The organism is Actinoallomurus sp. NPDC052308, assembly GCF_040679195.1.
In the GTDB taxonomy this organism is placed as follows: Bacteria; Actinomycetota; Actinomycetes; order Streptosporangiales; family Streptosporangiaceae; genus Actinoallomurus; species Actinoallomurus liliacearum.
This window is the reverse complement of record NZ_JBFAUM010000001.1, coordinates 93,941-114,277: the sequence shown is the minus strand read 5'-3', so window position 1 is coordinate 114,277 and position 20,337 is coordinate 93,941. Positions and strand designations below refer to the sequence as shown.

18 protein-coding genes are annotated in these 20,337 nt (G+C 70.2%); 8 read left to right on the top strand and 10 right to left on the bottom strand.

Going from position 1 to position 20,337, the window contains the following annotated elements; all coding sequences use genetic code 11:
- Positions 1–3 precede the first annotated feature (3 nt).
- From AB0L00_RS00590 to AB0L00_RS00575, 4 genes are all read right to left on the bottom strand, one after another.
- Complete coding sequence (locus AB0L00_RS00590) at positions 4–972, bottom strand: aldo/keto reductase (protein WP_364426468.1); 969 nt, start codon at positions 970–972, stop codon at positions 4–6.
- A gap of 215 nt (positions 973–1,187) precedes the next feature.
- Complete coding sequence (locus tag AB0L00_RS00585) at positions 1,188–1,958, bottom strand: hypothetical protein (protein WP_364426465.1); 771 nt, start codon at positions 1,956–1,958, stop codon at positions 1,188–1,190.
- Positions 1,959–2,147: 189 nt separating this feature from the next.
- Complete coding sequence (locus AB0L00_RS00580) at positions 2,148–4,655, bottom strand: ATP-dependent Clp protease ATP-binding subunit (RefSeq protein ID WP_364426462.1); 2,508 nt, start codon at positions 4,653–4,655, stop codon at positions 2,148–2,150.
- A gap of 241 nt (positions 4,656–4,896) precedes the next feature.
- A complete protein-coding gene (locus tag AB0L00_RS00575) occupies positions 4,897–5,217 on the bottom strand; it encodes an Lsr2 family protein (RefSeq protein WP_345429032.1) in 321 nt (106 codons plus the stop codon).
- 816 nt (positions 5,218–6,033) lie between these two features.
- Here AB0L00_RS00575 and AB0L00_RS00570 point away from each other — a divergent pair.
- A complete protein-coding gene (locus tag AB0L00_RS00570) occupies positions 6,034–9,336 on the top strand; it encodes a UvrD-helicase domain-containing protein (protein ID WP_364426459.1) in 3,303 nt (1,100 codons plus the stop codon).
- On the opposite strand, the gene AB0L00_RS00565 is transcribed toward AB0L00_RS00570, so the two are convergent.
- Genes AB0L00_RS00565 through AB0L00_RS00550 form a run of 4 tightly spaced genes read right to left on the bottom strand, consistent with a single transcriptional unit; the run spans position 9,322 to position 11,368 of the window.
- Complete coding sequence (locus AB0L00_RS00565; RefSeq protein WP_364426457.1) at positions 9,322–9,867, bottom strand: RDD family protein; 546 nt, start codon at positions 9,865–9,867, stop codon at positions 9,322–9,324. The two genes, AB0L00_RS00570 and AB0L00_RS00565, sit on opposite strands and share 15 nt — an antisense overlap.
- Positions 9,864–10,592, bottom strand: a complete 729-nt coding sequence (locus AB0L00_RS00560; RefSeq protein ID WP_364426454.1) for an RDD family protein — start codon at positions 10,590–10,592, stop codon at positions 9,864–9,866. Before AB0L00_RS00560 ends, AB0L00_RS00565 begins: the two co-directional genes overlap by 4 nt.
- Entirely contained in the window at positions 10,589–11,104 is a 516-nt protein-coding gene (locus tag AB0L00_RS00555; RefSeq protein WP_364426451.1) for an amino-acid N-acetyltransferase, read from the bottom strand. Before AB0L00_RS00555 ends, AB0L00_RS00560 begins: the two co-directional genes overlap by 4 nt.
- Before the next feature lie 33 nt (positions 11,105–11,137).
- Complete coding sequence (locus AB0L00_RS00550; protein ID WP_345352000.1) at positions 11,138–11,368, bottom strand: LuxR C-terminal-related transcriptional regulator; 231 nt, start codon at positions 11,366–11,368, stop codon at positions 11,138–11,140.
- Between the two features lie 456 nt (positions 11,369–11,824).
- On the opposite strand from AB0L00_RS00550, the gene AB0L00_RS00545 reads away from it, so the two are divergent.
- The 3 genes from AB0L00_RS00545 to AB0L00_RS00535 all read left to right on the top strand — a co-directional run bounded on the left by AB0L00_RS00545 (position 11,825) and on the right by AB0L00_RS00535 (position 14,301).
- Positions 11,825–12,829, top strand: coding sequence for a LacI family DNA-binding transcriptional regulator (locus AB0L00_RS00545; protein ID WP_364426448.1), 1,005 nt, complete (start codon positions 11,825–11,827; stop codon positions 12,827–12,829).
- Between the two features lie 102 nt (positions 12,830–12,931).
- A complete protein-coding gene (locus AB0L00_RS00540) occupies positions 12,932–13,279 on the top strand; it encodes a PadR family transcriptional regulator (RefSeq protein ID WP_364426445.1) in 348 nt (115 codons plus the stop codon).
- Positions 13,276–14,301: a hypothetical protein gene (locus AB0L00_RS00535; RefSeq protein WP_364426442.1), complete on the top strand. Its 1,026-nt coding sequence runs from the start codon at positions 13,276–13,278 to the stop codon at positions 14,299–14,301. The genes AB0L00_RS00540 and AB0L00_RS00535 overlap by 4 nt, the downstream gene beginning before the upstream one ends.
- Before the next feature lie 76 nt (positions 14,302–14,377).
- On the opposite strand, the gene ugpC is transcribed toward AB0L00_RS00535, so the two are convergent.
- Positions 14,378–15,598 (bottom strand): sn-glycerol-3-phosphate ABC transporter ATP-binding protein UgpC, encoded by a 1,221-nt coding sequence (gene ugpC, locus AB0L00_RS00530; RefSeq protein WP_364426439.1) that lies wholly within the window; start codon positions 15,596–15,598, stop codon positions 14,378–14,380.
- Between the two features lie 161 nt (positions 15,599–15,759).
- On the opposite strand from ugpC, the gene AB0L00_RS00525 reads away from it, so the two are divergent.
- Together AB0L00_RS00525 and AB0L00_RS00520 are read left to right on the top strand one after the other, a co-directional pair.
- Positions 15,760–16,527: an IclR family transcriptional regulator gene (locus AB0L00_RS00525; protein ID WP_364426437.1), complete on the top strand. Its 768-nt coding sequence runs from the start codon at positions 15,760–15,762 to the stop codon at positions 16,525–16,527.
- Positions 16,528–16,675: 148 nt separating this feature from the next.
- Positions 16,676–16,870, top strand: a complete 195-nt coding sequence (locus AB0L00_RS00520) for a DUF5999 family protein (protein ID WP_345351988.1) — start codon at positions 16,676–16,678, stop codon at positions 16,868–16,870.
- Between the two features lie 157 nt (positions 16,871–17,027).
- Here the strand turns inward: AB0L00_RS00520 and rsgA are convergent, their stop codons facing one another.
- A complete protein-coding gene (gene rsgA / locus AB0L00_RS00515; RefSeq protein ID WP_364426434.1) occupies positions 17,028–18,098 on the bottom strand; it encodes a ribosome small subunit-dependent GTPase A in 1,071 nt (356 codons plus the stop codon).
- Positions 18,099–18,430: 332 nt separating this feature from the next.
- Between rsgA and AB0L00_RS00510 the strand changes: the two genes are divergently transcribed.
- Together AB0L00_RS00510 and AB0L00_RS00505 are read left to right on the top strand one after the other, a co-directional pair.
- Complete coding sequence (locus AB0L00_RS00510; protein ID WP_364426431.1) at positions 18,431–18,973, top strand: sigma-70 family RNA polymerase sigma factor; 543 nt, start codon at positions 18,431–18,433, stop codon at positions 18,971–18,973.
- Positions 18,970–20,013, top strand: coding sequence for a CU044_5270 family protein (locus AB0L00_RS00505; protein WP_364426428.1), 1,044 nt, complete (start codon positions 18,970–18,972; stop codon positions 20,011–20,013). Before AB0L00_RS00510 ends, AB0L00_RS00505 begins: the two co-directional genes overlap by 4 nt.
- Positions 20,014–20,337 lie beyond the last annotated feature (324 nt).

Sequence of the window (20,337 nt, the reverse complement as noted above, 5' to 3'; positions counted from 1 at the left end):
GGATCAGAAGCCGGCGACCGCGCGGGGGGTGTAGGGCTTCTCGAGGCGGGTGATCTCGTCGTCGGTAAGGCGCAGTTCCAGGGCGGCCAAGGCGTCGTCGAGGTGCCGGTCGCGCCCCATGCCGACGATCGGCGCCGTGACGAACGGCTTGCTCAGCACCCAGGCGAGCGCCACCTGGGCGCGCGGCACGCCACGGGCCTCGGCGATCTCGGTGACGGCCTCGACGATCTCCCGATCGCCCTCCTGGTAGAGGGTCTTGCCGAACTCGTCGGTGGCGGTGCGGTGGGTCGTCTCGTCCCAGGCGCGGGTGAGGCGGCCACGGGCCAGCGGGCTCCACGGGATGACGCCGACGCCCTGGTCGGCGCAGAGCGGCATCATCTCGCGCTCCTCCTCTCGGTAGAGGAGGTTGTAGTGGTTCTGCATGACCACGAAGCGTGTCCACCCGTGCCGTTCCGCGGTGAACTGCGCCTTGGCGAACTGCCAGGCGTACATCGACGAGGCGCCGACGTAGCGGGCCTTGCCGGCCTTCACCACGTCGTGCAGCGCCTCCATGGTCTCCTCGATGGGCGTCGAGGGGTCCCAGCGGTGGATCTGGTAGAGGTCGACGTAGTCGGTGCCGAGACGGCGCAGGCTGTTGTCGATCTCCGTCATGATCGCCTTACGGGACAGCCCGCCGCCGTTCGGGCCGGGCCGCATCCGCCCGTGCACCTTGGTCGCCAGGACGATCTCGTCTCGCCGGGCGTACTCGGCCAGGGCCCGGCCGACGATCTCCTCGCTGGTGCCGTCCGAGTAGACGTTGGCGGTGTCGAAGAAGTTGATCCCGGCCTCGGCGGCGCGACGGATCAGCGGGCGGCTCTGCTCCTCGTCCAGGGTCCAGGCGTGGTTCCCCCGATCGGGCAGGCCGAAGCTCATGCACCCCACGCAGATCCGCGACACGTCCAGGCCGGTCGTGCCGAGTTTCACGTACTCCATTCGTCTCCCTCTCCCTCGAATGCCGCGCGGCGAGCGAAAAGCTCGGTCAACAGCCTGCCACCAGCCGACATCCCGCACTATTTCGGGTGCCCCAGCTCAGCTTCACCGAGCGTTCGACACGTCCACCCACGACGAAGAGAGGGCCCGGTGGTGGCGGGCCCTCTCGATTGGGAGCGATCGTGTGTTGGTACTCCGTCGCGTCGGCGCCGAAGCGGTTAGCGGAGGTCCTCGACGATGGTGACCAGGTCATCGTCTCCGTCGTCGACGACTCCGCCCTCGTGAGCCTTGAGGATGGTGACCCCGCCACTCCACGTGGTGACGATGCCCTTGTTGAAGAGGTTGCCGACGGTCGCCTGGCCGGCCCGGCACACGCGGAGGCGACCCCCGCCGATCCCGGCCTCGCCACCGAGCTCGACATCGACACTGCCGTCGTCGATGACCGAGCCGATGGTGACGCGCCCGCCGACCTCGACGCGGCCCTGGTCGAAGACCGTGGTGATGGCGGCCCGGCCCTTGACGATGGCCTTGCCCTGGCCGCGGATCTCGCCGATCACGGCCTTGGTGCCGGTCTCGACGATGACGATCGCCTCGCCGAACACCTCACTGATGGTCGCGTGGCCGCCCTCGCTGAGGACGACGCGGCTCTCAGCACCGGACACCTCGCCGATGGTGGCATCGGCGACACCGGAGATCCAGAGGTGGCCTCCGCCGTGAACCTTGCCGATCGCCGCCCGGCCGATGACGTCGACGCCGCCTCGCAAAATGCCGCCGATCATGCCGGGGAGGGCGTCGGTGGTGACCTCACCGATCGTGGCCTGGCCGCCTTGGTACACGAAGAGGCGACCGGTCACGGTGTCGGCCCGCAACTTCCCGCCGTCGAGGACGGCGACGAGACCGGTGACGTCGGCGCGTTCGACCTCCTCGCCTGCTTTGACGACGAGGTCGAACTTGCTCAGGTCCACACCGCTCATGCCTACGGTCGACATGTCGTTCCTTTCGTTTTTGTAGCGCCCCACTCTGGTTGGAGCGCATCACCCGATTTGCGTAAAACGCCGCCGTTAGTCCGGAGGCGTTGCGAGAGACCGTACGGATAAGGGTCCACCTCGCACGTGCTTTTGACGCAACGACGAAGCCCCGCGTTCCGGGTGGAACGCGGGGCCTCTGACGTGCTCGTCCTACGGGTGGTTGACCGACTCGGCCGCGGGCGGCGGGGAGTCGGGCACCGAGGCGGGCTTGGGCTCACCGGTGAAGGTGAACTTGGCGGTCTCGCCGGTGCCCTCGACACCGACGATGACGATCTCGCCGGCGCGCAGCTCGTTGTACAGGATCTTCTCGGACAGGTTGTCCTCGATCTCCCGCTGGATCGTGCGGCGCAGCGGACGGGCACCCAGCACCGGGTCGTACCCGCGCTCGGCCAGCAGGTCCTTGGCCTCCTGGCGAAGCTCGATGCCCATGTCGCGGTCCTTCAGCCGCTCGTCCACCTTGGCGATCATCAGGTCGACGATCTGGATGATCTCCTTCGGCGTGAGCTGGTGGAAGACCACGGTGTCGTCGACACGGTTCAGGAACTCGGGCCGGAAGTGCTGCTTGAGCTCCTCGTTGACCTTCGCCTTCATCCGGTCGTACGACCCCTGCTCGTCGTTCTCCCGGGCGAAGCCGACGGAGACGCCCTTGGAGATGTCGCGGGTGCCGAGGTTCGTCGTCATGATCACGACGGTGTTCTTGAAGTCGACGACCCGGCCCTGGGCGTCGGTCAGGCGACCGTCCTCCAGGATCTGCAGCAGCGAGTTGAAGATGTCCGGGTGGGCCTTCTCGATCTCGTCGAACAGGACGACGGAGAACGGCTTGCGGCGGACCTTCTCGGTCAGCTGGCCGCCCTCTTCGTACCCGACGTAACCGGGCGGGGAGCCGAACAGCCGCGAGACCGTGTGCTTCTCCATGAACTCGGACATGTCGAGCTGGATCAGCGCGTCCTCGTCGCCGAACAGGAACTCCGCCAGGGTCTTGGACAGCTCCGTCTTACCGACACCGGACGGGCCGGCGAAGATGAACGAACCGCCCGGACGCTTCGGGTCCTTCAGGCCGGCGCGGGTACGGCGGATCGACTGGGACAGCGCCTTGATGGCGTCGTTCTGGCCGATGACCCGCTTGTGGAGCTCGTCCTCCATGCGGAGCAGCCGCGCGGACTCCTCCTCGGTGAGCTTGAAGACCGGGATGCCGGTGGCCGTGGCGAGGACCTCGGCGATGAGCTCCTCGGTGACCTCGGCGACGACGTCCATGTCGCCGGCCTTCCACTCCTTCTCCCGCTGCGCCTTCGCCTGGAGAAGCTGCTTCTCCTTGTCGCGCAGCGCGGCGGCCTTCTCGAAGTCCTGCGCGTCGATCGCGGACTCCTTCTCGCGCCGCACGTCGGCGATCTTCTCGTCGTACTCGCGCAGGTCCGGCGGCGCGGTCATGCGGCGGATCCGCATCCGCGAGCCGGCCTCGTCGATGAGGTCGATCGCCTTGTCGGGCAGGAACCGGTCGCTGATGTAGCGGTCGGCGAGCTGGGCGGCGGCCACCAGCGCGCTGTCGGTGATCGACACGCGGTGGTGCGCCTCGTAGCGGTCCCGCAGGCCCTTGAGGATCTCGATCGTGTGGCTGAGCGAGGGCTCGGCCACCTGGATCGGCTGGAAACGGCGCTCCAGCGCGGCGTCCTTCTCCAGGTACTTGCGGTACTCGTCCAGCGTCGTGGCGCCGATGGTCTGCAGCTCACCGCGGGCCAGCATCGGCTTCAGGATGCTGGCGGCGTCGATCGCGCCCTCGGCGGCGCCCGCCCCGACGAGCGTGTGCAGCTCGTCGATGAACAGGATGATGTCGCCGCGCGTGCGGATCTCCTTGAGCACCTTCTTCAGGCGCTCTTCGAAGTCACCGCGGTAGCGGGAACCGGCGACCAGGGCGCCGAGGTCCAGCGTGTAGAGCTGCTTGTCCTTCAGCGTCTCGGGCACCTCGCCCTTGACGATCTTCTGGGACAGGCCCTCCACGACGGCGGTCTTGCCGACGCCGGGCTCCCCGATCAGCACCGGGTTGTTCTTGGTACGGCGGGACAGCACCTGCATGACCCGCTCGATCTCTTTCTCTCGCCCGATGACGGGGTCGAGTTTGCCCTCGCGCGCGGCCTGGGTCAGGTTGCGGCCGAACTGGTCCAGCACCAGCGAGGTCGAAGGCGCCGCCTCCGACGGCCCGCCGGACGACGCCGGCTCCTTGCCCTGGTAACCGTGCAGCAGCTGAATGACCTGCTGGCGGACGCGGTTCAGATCGGCGCCCAGCTTCACCAGGACCTGGGCCGCCACGCCCTCACCCTCGCGGATCAGGCCCAGCAGGATGTGCTCGGTCCCGATGTAGTTGTGGCCGAGCTGCAGCGCCTCACGCAGCGACAGCTCAAGGACCTTCTTCGCCCGCGGAGTGAACGGGATGTGTCCCGAAGGAGCCTGCTGCCCCTGGCCGATTATCTCTTCGACCTGCTGGCGGACGGCCTCGAGGCTGATGCCCAGACTCTCCAGAGCCTTGGCGGCAACACCCTCGCCCTCGTGGATGAGGCCCAAGAGGATGTGCTCGGTGCCGATGTAGTTGTGGTTGAGCATCCTGGCCTCTTCCTGAGCCAGGACGACAACCCGCCGCGCGCGGTCCGTAAACCTCTCGAACATCTCGTCGCTCCTCACAGAGCGGTCGGGCAGAAGCCGGGATGTCCGACCCTGTCCTCCCGCATGCTAGCCCGCCCCGCGGTCCCTACCTCGGCGCCGTACCAGAGAAGATTCCCCGGGCTAGGACTGTTCATCCTCATCCAACTACCGCGCGGGCCCTGGATGTTCCCCGTACGCCGCAAGCGAACGGCCCGCCGCCGACAAAACTCGGGCAACGGGCCGGTCAGACTTCTCTGTGCCGCGGTCAGTGCGCGCGCTCGTACTCCTCGACGACAGTCGCCGGGATGCGGCCACGCTCGTTGACCTTGATCCCACGCGCCTTCGCCCACGCACGGATGTCCGCGCTACGCTCGCGGCTCGAGGCGGCACGGCTGCGGCGGCGGCGTCCCACACCGGCCCTCCGCGCGTGCTCCACGAACGGCGACAGAGAATCACGCAGCTTCTTCGCGTTGTCGCTGCTGAGATCGATCTCATAGGAGACACCGTCGACAGAGAACGGAACCGTCTCCTCCGCCTCGCCGCCATCGAGGTCGTCGATGAGGCGCTTAATGATCTGCTCTGCCATGGAGACTGACCTTTCACCGGAGCAAACTGCATTCGGTTGCCAAAGATATACCGCCACGGTGGCCGATGACAATTCGAACCACAGATCCGAGTTTAGCACGCCCGTTACGCAGCGTTATCCCCGGCAATCGCTCCGGATCCTCCGGGTTACTCGCCGCTCCGGCGCTTCTCGGGGGTACGTTCGCGCCGTCGCTTACCGCCCATCTCTCGCCGCACCACCCAGAACACGCCTGCCAAGAACGCGGCGGCCACGGTGAGAGGCGGCGCCAGCGCCGCCAGGTCCTTCCACATCCAACCCACGCCTTCCGTTCCGGTCGGGTTAAACGGACGCCTGCCCCGAACGCTGCGCTCTTGGACCTGCATCCTCACCATGAAATTGTCCCCCGGCACCTCGCCGGGAGGTGCACCGCCCCCTTTCGGGCCCGACGTCCGCGAACATCTGGGCCGTACGGTGGCGTGGGATTGGTCGAGTCCGGCCCCGAGCCGACTGATCAACGTACGGGCCCGCCATCGGCGTTCCCGCAGCGTCCGGGGCTTCGAGCGCCCGTACGACGCCGGCGGCAGCTCGTTCAGTAAACGGGCGTCTCTCCGTTTTAGCGACACCTCCGGCATCGCGAATAACAGCCGCGAAGCAGCCCTTAAGCCCCACGGTGCATGGGAATGCGCCGTGCGGACCACCGCCTCGGAGTCCGCGATCCCCTGTGAGCAAGGGCTTCCGGGGAATCCGGCCGCACCGGCGATCGGGCGATCATAAGTCCCGGGGCATGGCAGGATCCAATGCGGTTGGGTCGGACGATCGAGAGACGGCGGCGACGACGTGATGTTCTACGCGGACCTTCATATCCATTCGAAGTACTCCCGCGCCTGCAGCAAGGACTGTGACCTTGAACACTTGGCCTGGTGGGCCGGACGCAAAGGCGTATCGGTCGTGGGCACCGGGGATTTCACGCATCCGGCGTGGATGGAGGAGCTGCAGCAGAACCTCGTTCCCGCCGAACCGGGCCTGTTCCGGCTGCGGCCCGAGCTGGAGCGGCGGGTGGCCCGTACACTACCGCCCGCCTGCCGGGCTCCGGTGCGCTTTCTGCTGTCCGTCGAGATCTCGACCATCTACAAAAAGGGTGAACGTACACGGAAGGTGCATCACCTTCTTTATGCCCCCACGTTCGAGGCGGCCGAGCGCATCACCGCCGCGCTGTCCCGCATCGGCAACCTGACCTCGGACGGACGGCCCATCCTCGGCCTCGACTCCCGCCACCTCCTGGAGATCACGCTGCAGAGCGACCCGGGGTCGTACCTCATCCCGGCGCACGTGTGGACGCCGTGGTTCTCCGCCCTGGGGTCGAAGTCCGGGTTCGACGCCGTCGCCGACTGCTATGACGACCTCGCGGACCACATCTTCGCGGTCGAGACCGGCCTGTCCTCCGATCCCCTGATGAACTGGCGCGTCGGCTCCCTGGACCGGTACCGCCTCGTCAGCAACTCGGACGCGCACTCCCCGCCCGCGCTGGCCCGGGAGGCGTCGGCCTTCTCGACGGATCTGGACTACTACGCCCTGCGCGCCGCGCTGGAGACCGGCGAGGGGTACGCCGGCAGCGTCGAGTTCTTCCCCGAGGAGGGCAAGTACCACCTCGACGGGCACCGCAAGTGCGGCGTGCGGCTGGAGCCGGAGGAGACCAAGGCGCAGGACGGCCGCTGCCCCTCCTGCGGCCGCCCGCTCACCGTCGGCGTGCTGTACCGCGTCGACGAACTCGCCGACCACCCCGAGGGACGGCGGCCCGAGGGAGCGGCGGACTTCCGCAACCTCGTCCCGCTGCCGGAGATCGTCAGCGAGATCCGCGGAGTCGGGCCGCGGTCCAAGTCCGTGCTCGGCCACATCGCCGAGCTGGTGGCGACGCTCGGCCCGGAGCTGGCGATCCTCGACGAGGTGCCGCTCGACGACGTACGCCGGGCGGGCGGCGAGCTGCTGGCCGAGGCGATCGCCCGGCTGCGCCGGGGCGAGGTGATCCGCGATGCGGGCTACGACGGCGAGTACGGCGTGATCCGGCTCTTCGAGACGGGCGAGCTGCGCCGGGAGGGGAAGCGCGCCGTCGGCCTACTGGGCGCACCCGACGACTCGGGCCTGTTCGACCTGCCCGAGCCCTCCGCCGCCCCCGCCACGGCCGTACGGAACCCGGCGCCCGCGGTCCGCGAACCCGGCCTGTTCCACGTGCCGGGCGCCGACGACCGCCCGTCCCCGCTCGAGAGCGCCGCCACACAGCCCACAGAGGCCGCTGAAGAGGTCGAGAAGGTCATCCCCGACGAAGTACCGATCGAGGGTCAGCAGGACATCCTGGAGGCCGTCGAGGCCGCCGAGGAACCGGACGGGTCGGTGCTGGACGGGCTGGACCCCGACCAGCGGGCGGCGGCCGCGCATCCCGGCGGGCCGCTGCTGATCATCGCCGGGCCCGGCACCGGCAAGACCCGTACGCTCACGCACCGCATCGCCCACCTCGTCGGCGAGCGCGGCGTCCCGCCCGAGCGGTGCCTGGCGATCACCTTCACCCGCCGGGCGGCCGAGGAGATGCGCGAGCGCCTCGACGCGCTCCTGCCCGGCCGCGCCCACCGGCTCACCGTGACGACCTTCCACGGTCTGGGCGCGCTGATCCTGCGCGAGCAGCACGTCCGCGCCGGGCTTCCCAACGGATTCCGGATCGCCGACGAGACCGACCGGCTCGACGTGGCGCGGGAGATGACCGGCTCGGACAAAGAGGCGCGGCGGCTGCTCGCCGGGTTCGACCGGCCGGAGAGCGGGACCGGGCGGGAGGAGTCCGAGTCCCGCAGCTCGTTCGAGAAGCGGCTGCGCGAACGCGGCCTCGCCGACTTCACCGATCTCCTCCGCCTGCCCGTGCGCCTCCTGGGCGAGGACGCCGAACTCGCCCAGACCTACCGCGACCGCTGGCCGTGGATCAGCGTCGACGAGTACCAGGACGTCGACGAGACGCAGTACGCCCTGCTGCGCCTGCTGACCCGGCCCGGCGGCGGGCCGGGTCGAGCCGACGGCGAATCGGCCGCGGACGGCGGAACGAACCCGGCCGCCCTCGGCTCCGCCCCGGCGGACGGCGGAGCGGACCGGGTGAACGGCGGGTTGACCGCGATCGGCGACCCGGACCAGGCCATCTACTCCTTCCGCGGCGCGGACGTCGGCTTCTTCCTGCGCTTCCAGGAGGACTTCGCCGGTGCGACGACGGTCCAGCTCACCCGCAACTACCGGTCGGCGCCGGCGATCGTCGACGGGGCCGTACGCGCGATCGCCGCCACCAGCCTCGTGCCCGACCGGAAGCTCCTCCCCCAGCGCTCCGGCGACCGGCTCATCCAGGTGCACGAGACCGCCGACGCGCAGGCCGAGGCCGACCACGTCGTCGGCACGATCGACCGGTTGCTCGGTGGTTCGTCCTTCCACTCGATGGACTCCGGGCGCTCCGACGGCCACCACGCCGACCACCTGGACTTCTCCGACATCGCCGTGCTGTACCGGACCGACGCCCAGTCCGAGGCGGTGATGGAGGCGCTGACGCGGGCGGGCATGCCGTACCAGAAGCGCTCGCACGACCGGCTGCTGGGCCGGCCCGGCGTACGGGACCTCGCGCACGAGCTCCGCCACCACGGCGGGCCGCTGCGCGACCGGCTCCGGGCCGCGACCGGCGTGCTCGCCGAGGTGCACGACGAGGCGGTGCTGCGGTCGGCGGCCGAACTGATGACGCCGCTCGCCGACCGCCACGGCGACGACCTGGAGGCGTTCCTGAGCGAGCTGGCACTGGGTGCCGAGGTCGACGCGTACGATCCCCGCGCGGACCGGATCGCGTTGCTGACCCTGCACGCGGCCAAGGGGCTGGAGTTCCCGGCCGTGTTCGTCATCGGCTGCGAGGACGGGCTGCTGCCGCTGCGGCTGCCGGACAGCGACGAGGCGGAGGAGCGCCGACTGTTCTTCGTCGGCATGACGCGGGCGCGGACGCACCTGTTCCTGTCGTCCACGCGCCGCAGGGAGCCCTCGCCGTTCCTGCGCGCGATCCCGGCCGAGCTGGTGACCCGTCCCGAGGCGGCCCGCCGCCGCCCGAAGGATCGGCAGCTACGACTGCTCTGACTCCGGCTCGTCGATGAGATCGGGCTCGCCGGGCTCCTCTTCCACGGGGCCCGGCGCGGGTTCCACCGCACCCGGCGGCGGCGGCCGGACGTCGATCACGAGCGTGCCGGCCAGGCGGTCGTGCAGGGCCTGGCGGTACGACCCCTCGAACACCAGGCCGTTCTCGACGAGCCAGAAGATCCCGGCGAGGACGTTCAGGATCGGCACGGGACGCGCGGCGGGCGGCAGCGCGTAGATCGCCGCCCGGATGAGCGCCTGCACCACGGTCGGCCGCCGCCCGGTCACCGAGACGACCCGCAGTCCCGTGAGGCGCTTGCCGACCGTGCGGCCCCAGACCGCCAGCTGCACCACCTCGTACAGGAAGAAGACCACCGCGAAGGCGATGGGCGCGACGACGCGCTGCGCGGTCTCCCGGGGGAACAGCTCGGTCGCGCCCAGGCCGATGGGCACGCCCACGATGAGGATGTCGATGATCCGGGCGACCAGTCGCTGGGACGGCTCCGCGACCGCGCCGGCGCCGTCCTCGGTCACTCTTCCGCGAACTCTCGGTCGTCGACCACCACGGTGGCCGCCAGCCGGTCGTGCAGCGCCTGATGCAGGGGCTGATCCCAGATCGCCCAGAGGTACGCCATCACCGTGCCCACTCCGCAGCCGAAGAGATAGACGACGTTGTTGACCGCCGCGCGGGCCGCGGCGCGGCCCGGGGTCAGGGGCTCGCCGGTCTCGGTGAGCACCCGCAGCCGCAGCACCCGCTTGCCGAGCGTCTGCCCCCAGAGCGCGAGCTGCACCGCCTCGTACCCGAACGGCAGGATCCCCAGGACGAGGATCCAGCCGAAGATCGCCGTGCCGGACCAGATGCCGCCGCCGTTCTTCACGTGGCTGCCCGGCTCGTTCAGCCCCACCGCCGCGATCATGAAGGGGAGGATGAGCGCGAACCCGACCACCCCCAGCAGGCCCGCGTCGAGCAGGCGGGCGGCGGCCCGCCGCGCGATCGGCGCGAGAAGCAGCTCCGCGGGCGGCTCCGAGTCCCCGTGCACGCCGTCGTTCCCGTACGCGCCCTGGCTCCCGTAGGCTCCGCTGTCCCCGTAGGTGCTCTGGCCGCCGTACGCGCCCTGGCTCCCGTACGCGCCGTCGTCCCCGTAGGCGCCGTGGTCCTCGTACCTGCCAGGGTCCCCGTAGGACCTGTCGTCGCCGTACGCCCCGCGATGCTCCGGGTACCCCGCCGACCGGCCGTGCGACGGGTAAGGCTCGCTCATTGACCACCTTCCAGGTGCAGCAGCATCCGCGTGTTGCCCAGGGTGTTCGGCTTGACCCGCTCGAGGTCGAGGAACTCGGCCACGCCGTCGTCGTAGCTGCGCAGCAGCTCCTCGTACACCTCCGGCGAGACCGGCGTGCCCTTGAGCGGCTCGAACCCGTGGCGGGCGAAGAACTCCACCTCGAAGGTCAGGCAGAACACGCGGCGCACCCCGAGCTCGCGCGCGGTGTCGAGCAGCCGCGCGACGATCCGGTGCCCCACGCCATGCCCACGCCGGGACGGATCGACGGCCACCGAACGAACCTCGGCCAGATCCTCCCACATGACGTGCAGCGCGCCACAGCCAACGACCTCGCCGCTCGCCCGGTCCTCCGCGACCCAGAACTCCTGGACGTCCTCGAAGAGGGTGACGGTCGTCTTCTCCAGCAGGCGGCCCGGCCCGGAATACAGGTCGATGAGCCGCCGGATCGCCCGGACGTCGGTGACGCGGGCACGGCGGGTCGCTATATCCACAATCAGGGGACCCTAGTCGGTAGGGCCCACTGGTCAGATCAGCTGCCGCCGTGCCGCCCAGACGACGGCCTCGATGGGGGTGTTCACGTCGAGTCGGTCACAGATCGATCGCAGCCTCCTCCGCAAGGTGCGCGCGCTGAGTTCGAGTTTTCGCGCCGCCACATCTGCTGTGACGCCCGTGGCGATCTGCGCGAGCAAGCGGAGCTCATCCTCGCTCAGACGCGGATCGTCGGTGCCACGGCGGGTGAGTGTGGCCTGTTCCACTCCGTCCTCCCTCGTCCCGGGTGATGGCTGCGGGGATGCGGCGATCGCCGCATGGGCACGGGTAGGCCGGAGCGCACTTGACCGGAGTTGGCCGCCCGTTCGCATGGGGATGCGCGACGCGGGAACTCCAGGTAACGATTCATACGTTGGAGAGTTGAGCGGGAACGTCGCCTCGGGTGAGCGAGGAAACGTCCCGGCGACGCTGCCGGGACTGACTTCGGCGTGTCCGGATGAGGTCATGTGTGCGCCCTCGCCCCCATCCTTTCGCGCAGCGATCCGGCAAGATCGTGAATCGTTTCAAGCTGCGCTCCGCTCCGGAACGCTAAGCGGCCGTCTTCACACCGTCAAGGGTTGGCATGTTACGCCGCGTACAGCCATGTATTCATTCCGCTACATAACACATCGGCCACAGTTGTTCACCCTCGTCGACCTGCGAAAATCGCACTCACCGGGAAGGTGGAAGCGTTGACGCGCATCAGCATCCGAGATGTGGCGATCCATGCGGGAGTCTCGGTGGGCACAGTTTCGAATGTCCTAAATCGGCCAAATCTGGTGGCCGAAGCGACCCGTGAACGCGTCCAGGCGTCCATCGGCGAACTCGGCTTCGTTCGGAACGAGACCGCGCGGCAGCTCCGGCAGGGCCGCGGTCACGTCCTCGGTGTGGTCCTCCCGAGCATGGCCAACCCGCATTTCACGGAGGTCGGCCGGGCCGCCGAGGCGGCGATGAACGCCGACGGGTTCGACGCGCTGTGGTGTACGAGCGACGGCTCCCGCGAGAAAGAGCAGCGCTGTCTCGACTTCCTGGAGGAGCAGAACGTCTCGGGGGTGCTGATCAGCCCGCTCGACCTCGGCGAGGAGCGCGTCGCCGAACTCCACGGCCGCGGCCTCGCCGTCGTGCTGCTCGACCGGATCGGCGTCCGGGCCTGCTCCGTGGCGGCGGATCACCGCGCGGGCGGCGCGCTGGCCGCCCGCCACCTCCTGACCCGGCGGCACCGCCGGCTCGCGATCGTGACCGGCCCGCTGTCCGCCCGGCCGGTCCGGGAGCGTCACCACGGCGCCGTACGGGCGGCGCTGGACGCCGGGCTGACCCGGCACGACGTGACGACGTTCGAGCAGGCGGAGATGACCGCCGCGGCCGGCCAGGCGGCGGCGGTGCGGCTGCTCGGCCTCGATCCCCTGCCGACCGGTGTCTTCTGCGGCAACGACCTGCTCGCGATCGGACTGGTCAACGAACTCGTACGGGCCGGCGTGAAGGTGCCCGCGGAGATCAGCGTGGTCGGCTACGACGACATCGACCTGGCCGCCACGGCCGTCATGCCGCTGACGACCGTGCGCCAGCCGCGCGTCGACCTCGGCCGTACCGCGACCGAGCTGGCGCTCGCGGAGACCGGCGACCCGGAGCACCACGACCACCGGCAGGTCGTCCTGTCCCCCGAGCTCGTCGTCCGCGAGTCCGCCTGACGGGCCGAGCGGAGACGCCGGTCGGCGAACCACCGCCGGGATCACGCCGCAGGTTGGTCGCACGTTGGAGGATATCTTGGCAACCGATATATCCTGTGACACATGACGGAACGAGCGCTGACCGAACAGGCCTTCCTCGTGCTGACGGCCCTGGTCGACGAGCCCCGGCACGGCTACGGCATCGTCGGCGAGGTGGAGCGGCTGTCGGACGGGCGGATGCGGTTGCGGATCGGCACCCTCTACGGGGTGCTGGACCGCCTGACGGCCGACGGGCTGGTCGAACTCGACCACGAAGAGGTCCACCAGGGCCGGTTGCGGCGGTACTACCGGCTGAGCGATCCCGGGGCGGCCACCCTCGCCGCCGAGGCCGACCGTCTGTCGGTGCACGTACGTGCCGCGACGTCGCGGCTGCGCGCCCGCCGGAACCGTCTCTCGGAGGGCGGGGCATGACGGACACCGCCGGCCGGGACGAACCCCTGATCGTTCAGAGGTACCGCACCCTGTTGCGGATCCTCCCGCCCTCCTACCGGGCAGCGCGGGAGGAGGAGATGGTCGCGGTCTTCGCCGAAAGCGTCGGTCACACGGAGGAAGAGGAACTGGGCCGGCCTGACCTGGCCGAGACGGCCAGTGTGGTGGCCCTCGCGACGCGGGTCTGGTTCGGCGGCCTCGGCGCGCCGCCGCGCCTGTTCGCCGTCGGGCAGACGGTCCGGTTGTTCGCCGCCCTCGGCGTTCTCGCGCAGGCGATCCTGGCCGGTGCCGGGGCGCTCGGCCTGCTCACCGTCGTCTTCTTCGGATCCGACGACGCACGTGACGTGCTGCGGACGGCCTACGCCGGGTCGGGGCGGATCGACATCGCCGGGCGGGTGGCCTGGAATCTGCTGGACCTGCTCTGGATACCCGTCTACGTCGCCGTGGTGCGCGGGCGGCACCGTACGGCACGCCTCCTCGCGGTCCCCGCCGCTCTTCCGCTCCTGATCCGGCTGACCGTGCCGTTCGAGTGGCCGTGGAGCACCGTCGCCGTCGTCCTCGGCCCCGTACTGGTGCCCGCGCTGGCGATCGTGGTGGCGCTCCACCGGGACGCGCCCCCCGTACGCCCCGTGGGCGGGCTCGCCGCGCTCCCGGTCGGCGCGGCCGCCCTCTTCGCGGCCTCCTGGCTGATCCCGAGCCTGCTCCCGGACCCGGACGGCGTGTACTGCTGGGTCGCGCTCGACGCCGGCGCGGTGTACCTGATCCGCTGTCGCTCGTCAGCCGGCCCCGACGGGGCGCACCGTTCACTGGCCATCGCGCTGTACGCGGTGCTGGTCCTCGTCGTGCGGGTGTGCTCGGCCGGGGCCTCGAACTCCCTCCCGTACGCCGGCCCGACCGTGTACGGCCAGGTCGGAGCCCTGCTGTTGCTCACCGCGGCGCTTCCGGTCGTGGCCGTCCGTGCGCTCCGGCGCGCCGGCCCGGCCCCGCACCGGCGGTCCCGCTGATCCCGCCGTCAGACGAACACGGGGATCTCCACGCCCGCGGCGTGGAGATCCCCGGCGACTCTCCTCGCGGCGGCCGTCAGGCCGTGGCGGCGACGGTGGCCGTCTCCGGGTGGCCGATGGCCAGGCCGGTGCCGGCGTCGAAGAAGTGCAGGCGGCTGGTGTCGACCGACAGGTCGATGTCCTGGCCGGGCCGCACGTGCGAGCGGGCGTTGACGCGGGCGGTCCACAGCGCCTTGTTGTCGGCGAGCGGGATCGCCGCGTCGTCCTCGTCGGCGTCGTTGGCGAGGTCGGCGGTGTCCTTGTGCTCGACCGGCGGCGCGTCGATCGTGAAGATCACGTTGATCTCGCTGCCGAGCTCCTCGGTGACGTCCGCGTGCACCCGGATCGTCGGCCACTCGTTGCTGCTGTGACCGGACTCCTCGAAGTCGGACGGCCGGATGCCGAGGATGACCTCGCGGCCGAAGTAGTCGTCCAGGCCCGTGCGGGACTCCAGGACCGACTCCGGCACGGGCAGCTTGTAGCCGGCGAAGGCCACGGCCGGGCCGTCGTCGCGGACGAGCTCGGCGGTGACGAAGTTCATGGCCGGGGAGCCCATGAACCCGGCGACGAACAGGTTGACCGGGTGGTCGAAGAGGTTCTGCGGGGTGTCGACCTGCTGCAGCTTGCCCTCGCGCAGCACGCAGACGCGGTCGCCGAGGGTCATGGCCTCGATCTGGTCGTGCGTGACGTACACCGTGGTGACGCCGAGGCGGTCGTGCAGCTGGTTGAGGGAGGCGCGCATGGACACGCGAAGCTTGGCGTCCAGGTTGGACAGCGGCTCGTCCATCAGGAACGCCTGCGGCTCACGGACGATCGCCCGGCCCATCGCGACACGCTGCCGCTGACCACCGGACAGGGCGGCCGGCTTGCGCTTGAGGAACTGGTCGAGGCCGAGCATCTTGGCGGCCTCGTTGACCCGCTTCTTGATCTCCGGCTTCGGCGTGCCGCGCAGCTGCAGGCCGAACGCGAGGTTCTGCTCGACCGTCATGTGCGGGTAGAGCGCGTAGTTCTGGAAGACCATCGCGATGTCGCGGTCCTTGGGGGCCAGGTTGTTGACCACCCGGTCACCGATCGAGATCTCTCCGTCGCTGATGTCCTCCAGGCCGGCGATCATCCGGAGGGCGGTCGACTTACCGCAGCCGGACGGGCCGACGAGCACCATGAACTCCCCGTCCTGGATCTCCAGGTTGAGGTCGTCCACCGCCTTCACTTCGTTCGTGTAGGCCTTGACCACATGGCTAAGGACGATCTTCGCCATAGGGGAATCCTCCGAGGATGCATCGACCGGTAAAAGTGTCCACAACCATAGCCAGTGTTCGCATATATGAACAAGACCCGAACGGGACTAAGCTGTCCCCTGGTTCCGGCGTGGTCGCCGGGCCGCGCGAGAGCGCAGGCCAGGTGCTCGGGAGAGACCGTATGGACGCATCTGAGAGGATCGCGCCGGGCGTAAAGTCCGCGACGCGGACCGTCGCGCTGCTCGACTTCTTCGCCCGCCAGGGCGGCATGTACAGCCTGACCCAGATCCAGCAGGAGCTCGGCTATCCCAAAAGCAGCCTGTACGCCCTGCTGCGGACCCTCGTCCAGCTCGGCTGGGTCGAGACCGACCCCACGGGGACGCTCTACCGCATCGGCATGCGGGCCCTGCTCGTCGGCGCGTCCTACATCGACGGCGACCCCGTCGTCGGCATGGCCCACGAGACGCTCGACTGGCTCGCGGAGGTCACCGGCGAGACCGTGCACTTCGGCCGCCTCGACGACCACGACGTCGTGTACCTCTCCTCCCGGCCGTCCCGGCACAACCTGCGGCCCGTCATCCGGGTCGGCCGGCGCGTGCCGACGCACAGCACCTCACTCGGCAAGGCGCTGCTGGCCGACCACCCCGATCCGGTCTTCCCCGCGGACCTCGAGCGTCAGACCGAGCGCACGATCACCGATCGCGACGATCTCCGCGTCGAGCTCCGCCGGATCCGCGAACGCGGCCACGCCGTCGACCGCGAGGAGAACACCCCGGGCGTCTGCTGCTTCGGCGTCGCCCTGCGACTCCAGCGGCCCGCGCGCGACGCGATCAGCGTGTCGATCCCCGCGATCCGCCTCGACGACGTCCGCGAACGCGAGATCTCGGCGCTGCTGCTACAGGCCCGCGAACGCATCGAGTACGCCGCGTACCACCTGATCCATCCCTGACCGCGTCCACCGCCCCGGACCTACGTACGCCTACCTACGCGGTTCAGGTAGTCGACCAGGTATTTTCCCCAATTCGGTGGCGCCGTACACGAGGCATGCTGGTGAATGAGAACGACTAGTACCACCAGTGAGAGGGGATGAACCCGCGATGTGTCAGCACCGTCCGCCGTGCCCACCGGCGGATGCCCCCGACCACGACGCTGCACGCCTCGTCGCCTACCACGCCGAACAGGGCTGGGGACTCCTCTGCAACGGTGTCATCGTCTTCGAGGACACCGGCGAGCTGCTCCCCGACGGCCGCAGCGTCCCCGACCACCGAGGGCTCCTCGTACGAGCCGCCTAGACCTTCATCCTGCGGATCACAGTAAGAGGCCTGCGACGGACCCCGCGGGGTCCGGCGCGGCCGCCCCCGCGTCAGACGCCCCCACTGACCCCCGGGATCCCCTGAGTGAACGCCGGGGCGGCCACGCCCACCGTGTCGGCCCCGGCGTTCATTACCGCTACCGTCGCCGATCGCGCGCGGCGGCGCGCGCGGACTTGGTGATCGCCTTCCAGCGATCGGCACGCTCCTTCCGCAGCCGCGCGTCGGCGCGGGAGGCCGCCCAGGCGTTCTCCCGCTGAAGTCTGCGGTAGCCGTCCAGCCGCCGCTGGTCCAGCGCGCCCTCGGCGATCGCGGCCAGCACCGCGCAGCCGGGCTCCGACTCATGGCCGCAGTCGCCGAACCGGCAGTCCCGCGCCAGCTCCTCGACGTCCGCGAACGTCCGCCGCAGCCCCTCCTCCGCGTCGAGCAGCCCGACGCCGCGCAGTCCGGGAGTGTCGATGAGCACCCCGCCGTTCGGCAGCCGGACCATCTGGCGGCGGACCGTGGTGTGCCGCCCCTTGTTGTCCTGCGCCCGTACGGCGCCGGTCTCCAGGACCGCGGCCCCGAGCAGCGCGTTGCCGAGCGTCGACTTGCCCGCCCCGGAGGGGCCCAGCAGGACCACCGTGCCCGTGAGCACGGCCTGAAGCGCGTCGATGCCCTCGCCGGTGACCGCACTGGTGGGGACGACCTCCACACCGGGCGCCGACCGCCGTACCTCGGCCACCGTCCACGGCAGGTCGGCCGACTCGTCGATCTTCGTCAGGACGACGACCGGGAGCGCGCCGCCCTCCCAGGCCAACGCCAGCAGCCGCTCGACGCGACCCGGCTTGACGTCCACGGCGGCGGAGACCACCACGGCCGCGACGTCGACATTGGCGGCCAGCGCCTGACCGTGCGAGGACCGCGACACCGCCGAACGGACGATCACGCCGCGCCGCGGCAGCAGAGCCGCCAGCTCCGGATCGCGCCCGGGCCGCAGCGCCGCCCAGTCCCCGGTGCACGGCAGCTCCACCGGATCGGCCGACCGCACCAGCGACGTCCCGGCCCGTACGGCGCCGTGCTCGGTGACGACGTCGCACCGGCCCCGGTCGACGCCGATGACGCGGCCGGGCACCAGCCCCTTCGCGCGGTACGCGGTGAAGGATCGCTCGCGCTCCTCGTCCCAGCCGTAGTCGGCCAGGGCGCGCTCGGAAGAAGAAGAGTGTGACAACGTGAACCCCTTGAGAGAGGGGGTCCCGGCGAAGCGGCTCACAGGACGGCGAGCCGCGCGGAGGGAAAGGTCAGCCGAGGACCCCGGACGTGAGGACGGACCGAGTGCTGCGCGTGGCAGCGACCATTGAGACGGTCATCGACCTCACCCCTTCATCGGCTCTCGCTCGCGTACGCCGTCGGGCCGACCGTAACACCGGACTCGAGCGGCGAGCATCTGAATTAATCCCGCTCGTAACACTCGACGTGTTCTCGACACGTAGGGGGTGTTCACCGCCCCCTGGGTGAAGGAGAGTCCTGTGCGACGTCGACAATCCGGCCATCGGGCCTTCGATGGATGACCGCAAGGCCAGATTCGAGGAGATGTACGCCGCGACGTACGGCCCGATCCTGGGATACGCGTTGCGGCGCTGTTCCTCCCCGGAGGACGCGGCCGACGTCGTCGCGGAGACCTTCACCGTCGCCTGGCGGCGGTTCGACGAGGTACCCGCTGGCGAGAAGGCGCGGCTCTGGCTGTACGGCGTCGCGCGCCGGGTCCTGGCCAACCAGCGGCGCGGGGAGTCCCGGCGGCGGCTGCGGACCACGTCGCTCCGGGACGAGATCGCCGCGGTCATCGCGGATCCTTCCGACGCGCCGGCCATCCGCCGGGCGTTCGGGGGCCTGTCCGATGACGACCGGGAACTGCTCGGCCTCGTCGCCTGGGAGGGCCTCGACCACTCCGGCCTCGCCGCCGTCCTCGGCTGTTCGAAGGGCGCCGCGCGCGTCCGGCTCCACCGGGCCCGCAAACGCTTCTCCCGAGCGCTCCACGCGGCGGGAATCGAGCTGAAGCCCCTGACCATGAACCAGGCCCTGAGCGAGCGGGGATCTTTGACATGAAGCCTCATCCCACCGACGACCTGGTCCGTACGATCGCCCACGTCCACGACGACTCCCTGGCCGGGTTCGAGAACCGGCCGGCCGCCCGGGAGCTGCTGGCCGATGTCACGGCCCTGGACGTGACACGGAACAAGCACCGGGTCCGCCGCCGTCCGGTGATCCGAGCGGCCGTGGCCTGCGGCGTGGCCGCCACGGTCGCCGCCGGCGCCATCGTGCTCACCCGCGGCGGCGGCTCCGGCCCCACCGGACCGTCGACCATCCAGGCGTCCGAGGTCGCGCAAGTGACGAGCCTGGTCGCCGCGGCGGCCCGGAAGCAGCCCGACCTCCACCCGCGCGACGACCAGTTCATCCACGTGAAGTCGGTCGAGGTGACCGTAGGAGCCGACGTCTTCGACAAGAACGGCCACTACACACACGAGAAACTGCCGCCCATCAATCGGGAGCTGTGGCTGTCGGTCGACGGCCACCGCACCGGCCTACTGCGGGAGACTCCCTGCCCGCCCGGCCAAAACTGCGACGATCCGGTGCAGCCGTACCCCCGGACAGGGGCCCCGGCGCCGGGCAGCCCGGCGGCGCTCCGGTCGCTGCCGACGGATCGGGTCGAGCTGCTGAAGGCCATCGACACGATGGACTCCGGCGTGCCTCGGCCTGAGCTGCGGTTGAAGAGAATTCAGGGCCTGATCATGGAGCACTACCTTCCGCCGAAGGTCCGGGCCGCGATCTTCGAGGTCCTCGGCGACCTACCCGGCGCGACGATCGACCGCGACGCCACCGACGCCGTCGGGCGACCGGGCATCGCCATCTCCGTGCCCGACGGCATCGGTGGACACGTCCAAACGGTCTTCGATCGGCGGACCTACCAGTACCTCGGGACCCGAAGCATCGCCGGCCCGCCCGCCGGTGGAAGGCTCGTCAGCCCGTATCCGGGAGCGACGCCCTACCGCCTGCCCAAGAACGGCTACCGGCCCGCGGCGGGCACCGTCACGTACGCCGCCGCACTCCTTTCGGTGGACGTCGCCGACCAGCCGCCCGCCCACTGACCCGCCGGATCGGCGGAGCCATCCGCCGATCCGCGTTCGGCCTTCGTTGAACAGCCTCGTAGCCGCTACACAGTGGCAGGAAAAGGATTTCCGTGAAGAAGCGAACGACCGTGCTCGCAACCGCGCTGGCGGCTGCGGCCCTTGTCTCAGCCGGCCCCGCGCAGGCGGCACCCGCGGCCCGCTCGACGCAACCGGCACAACCGGCGAAACGGGCGCCACGTCAGCCGGTCCTTCCCCACGGTTACCGTGGGATCGCCGTCACCGGCGGGTCCGTCCCCACAACCCTGAGTCGACCCGGTGATGTCCTGGGCGTCCTCAATGGCG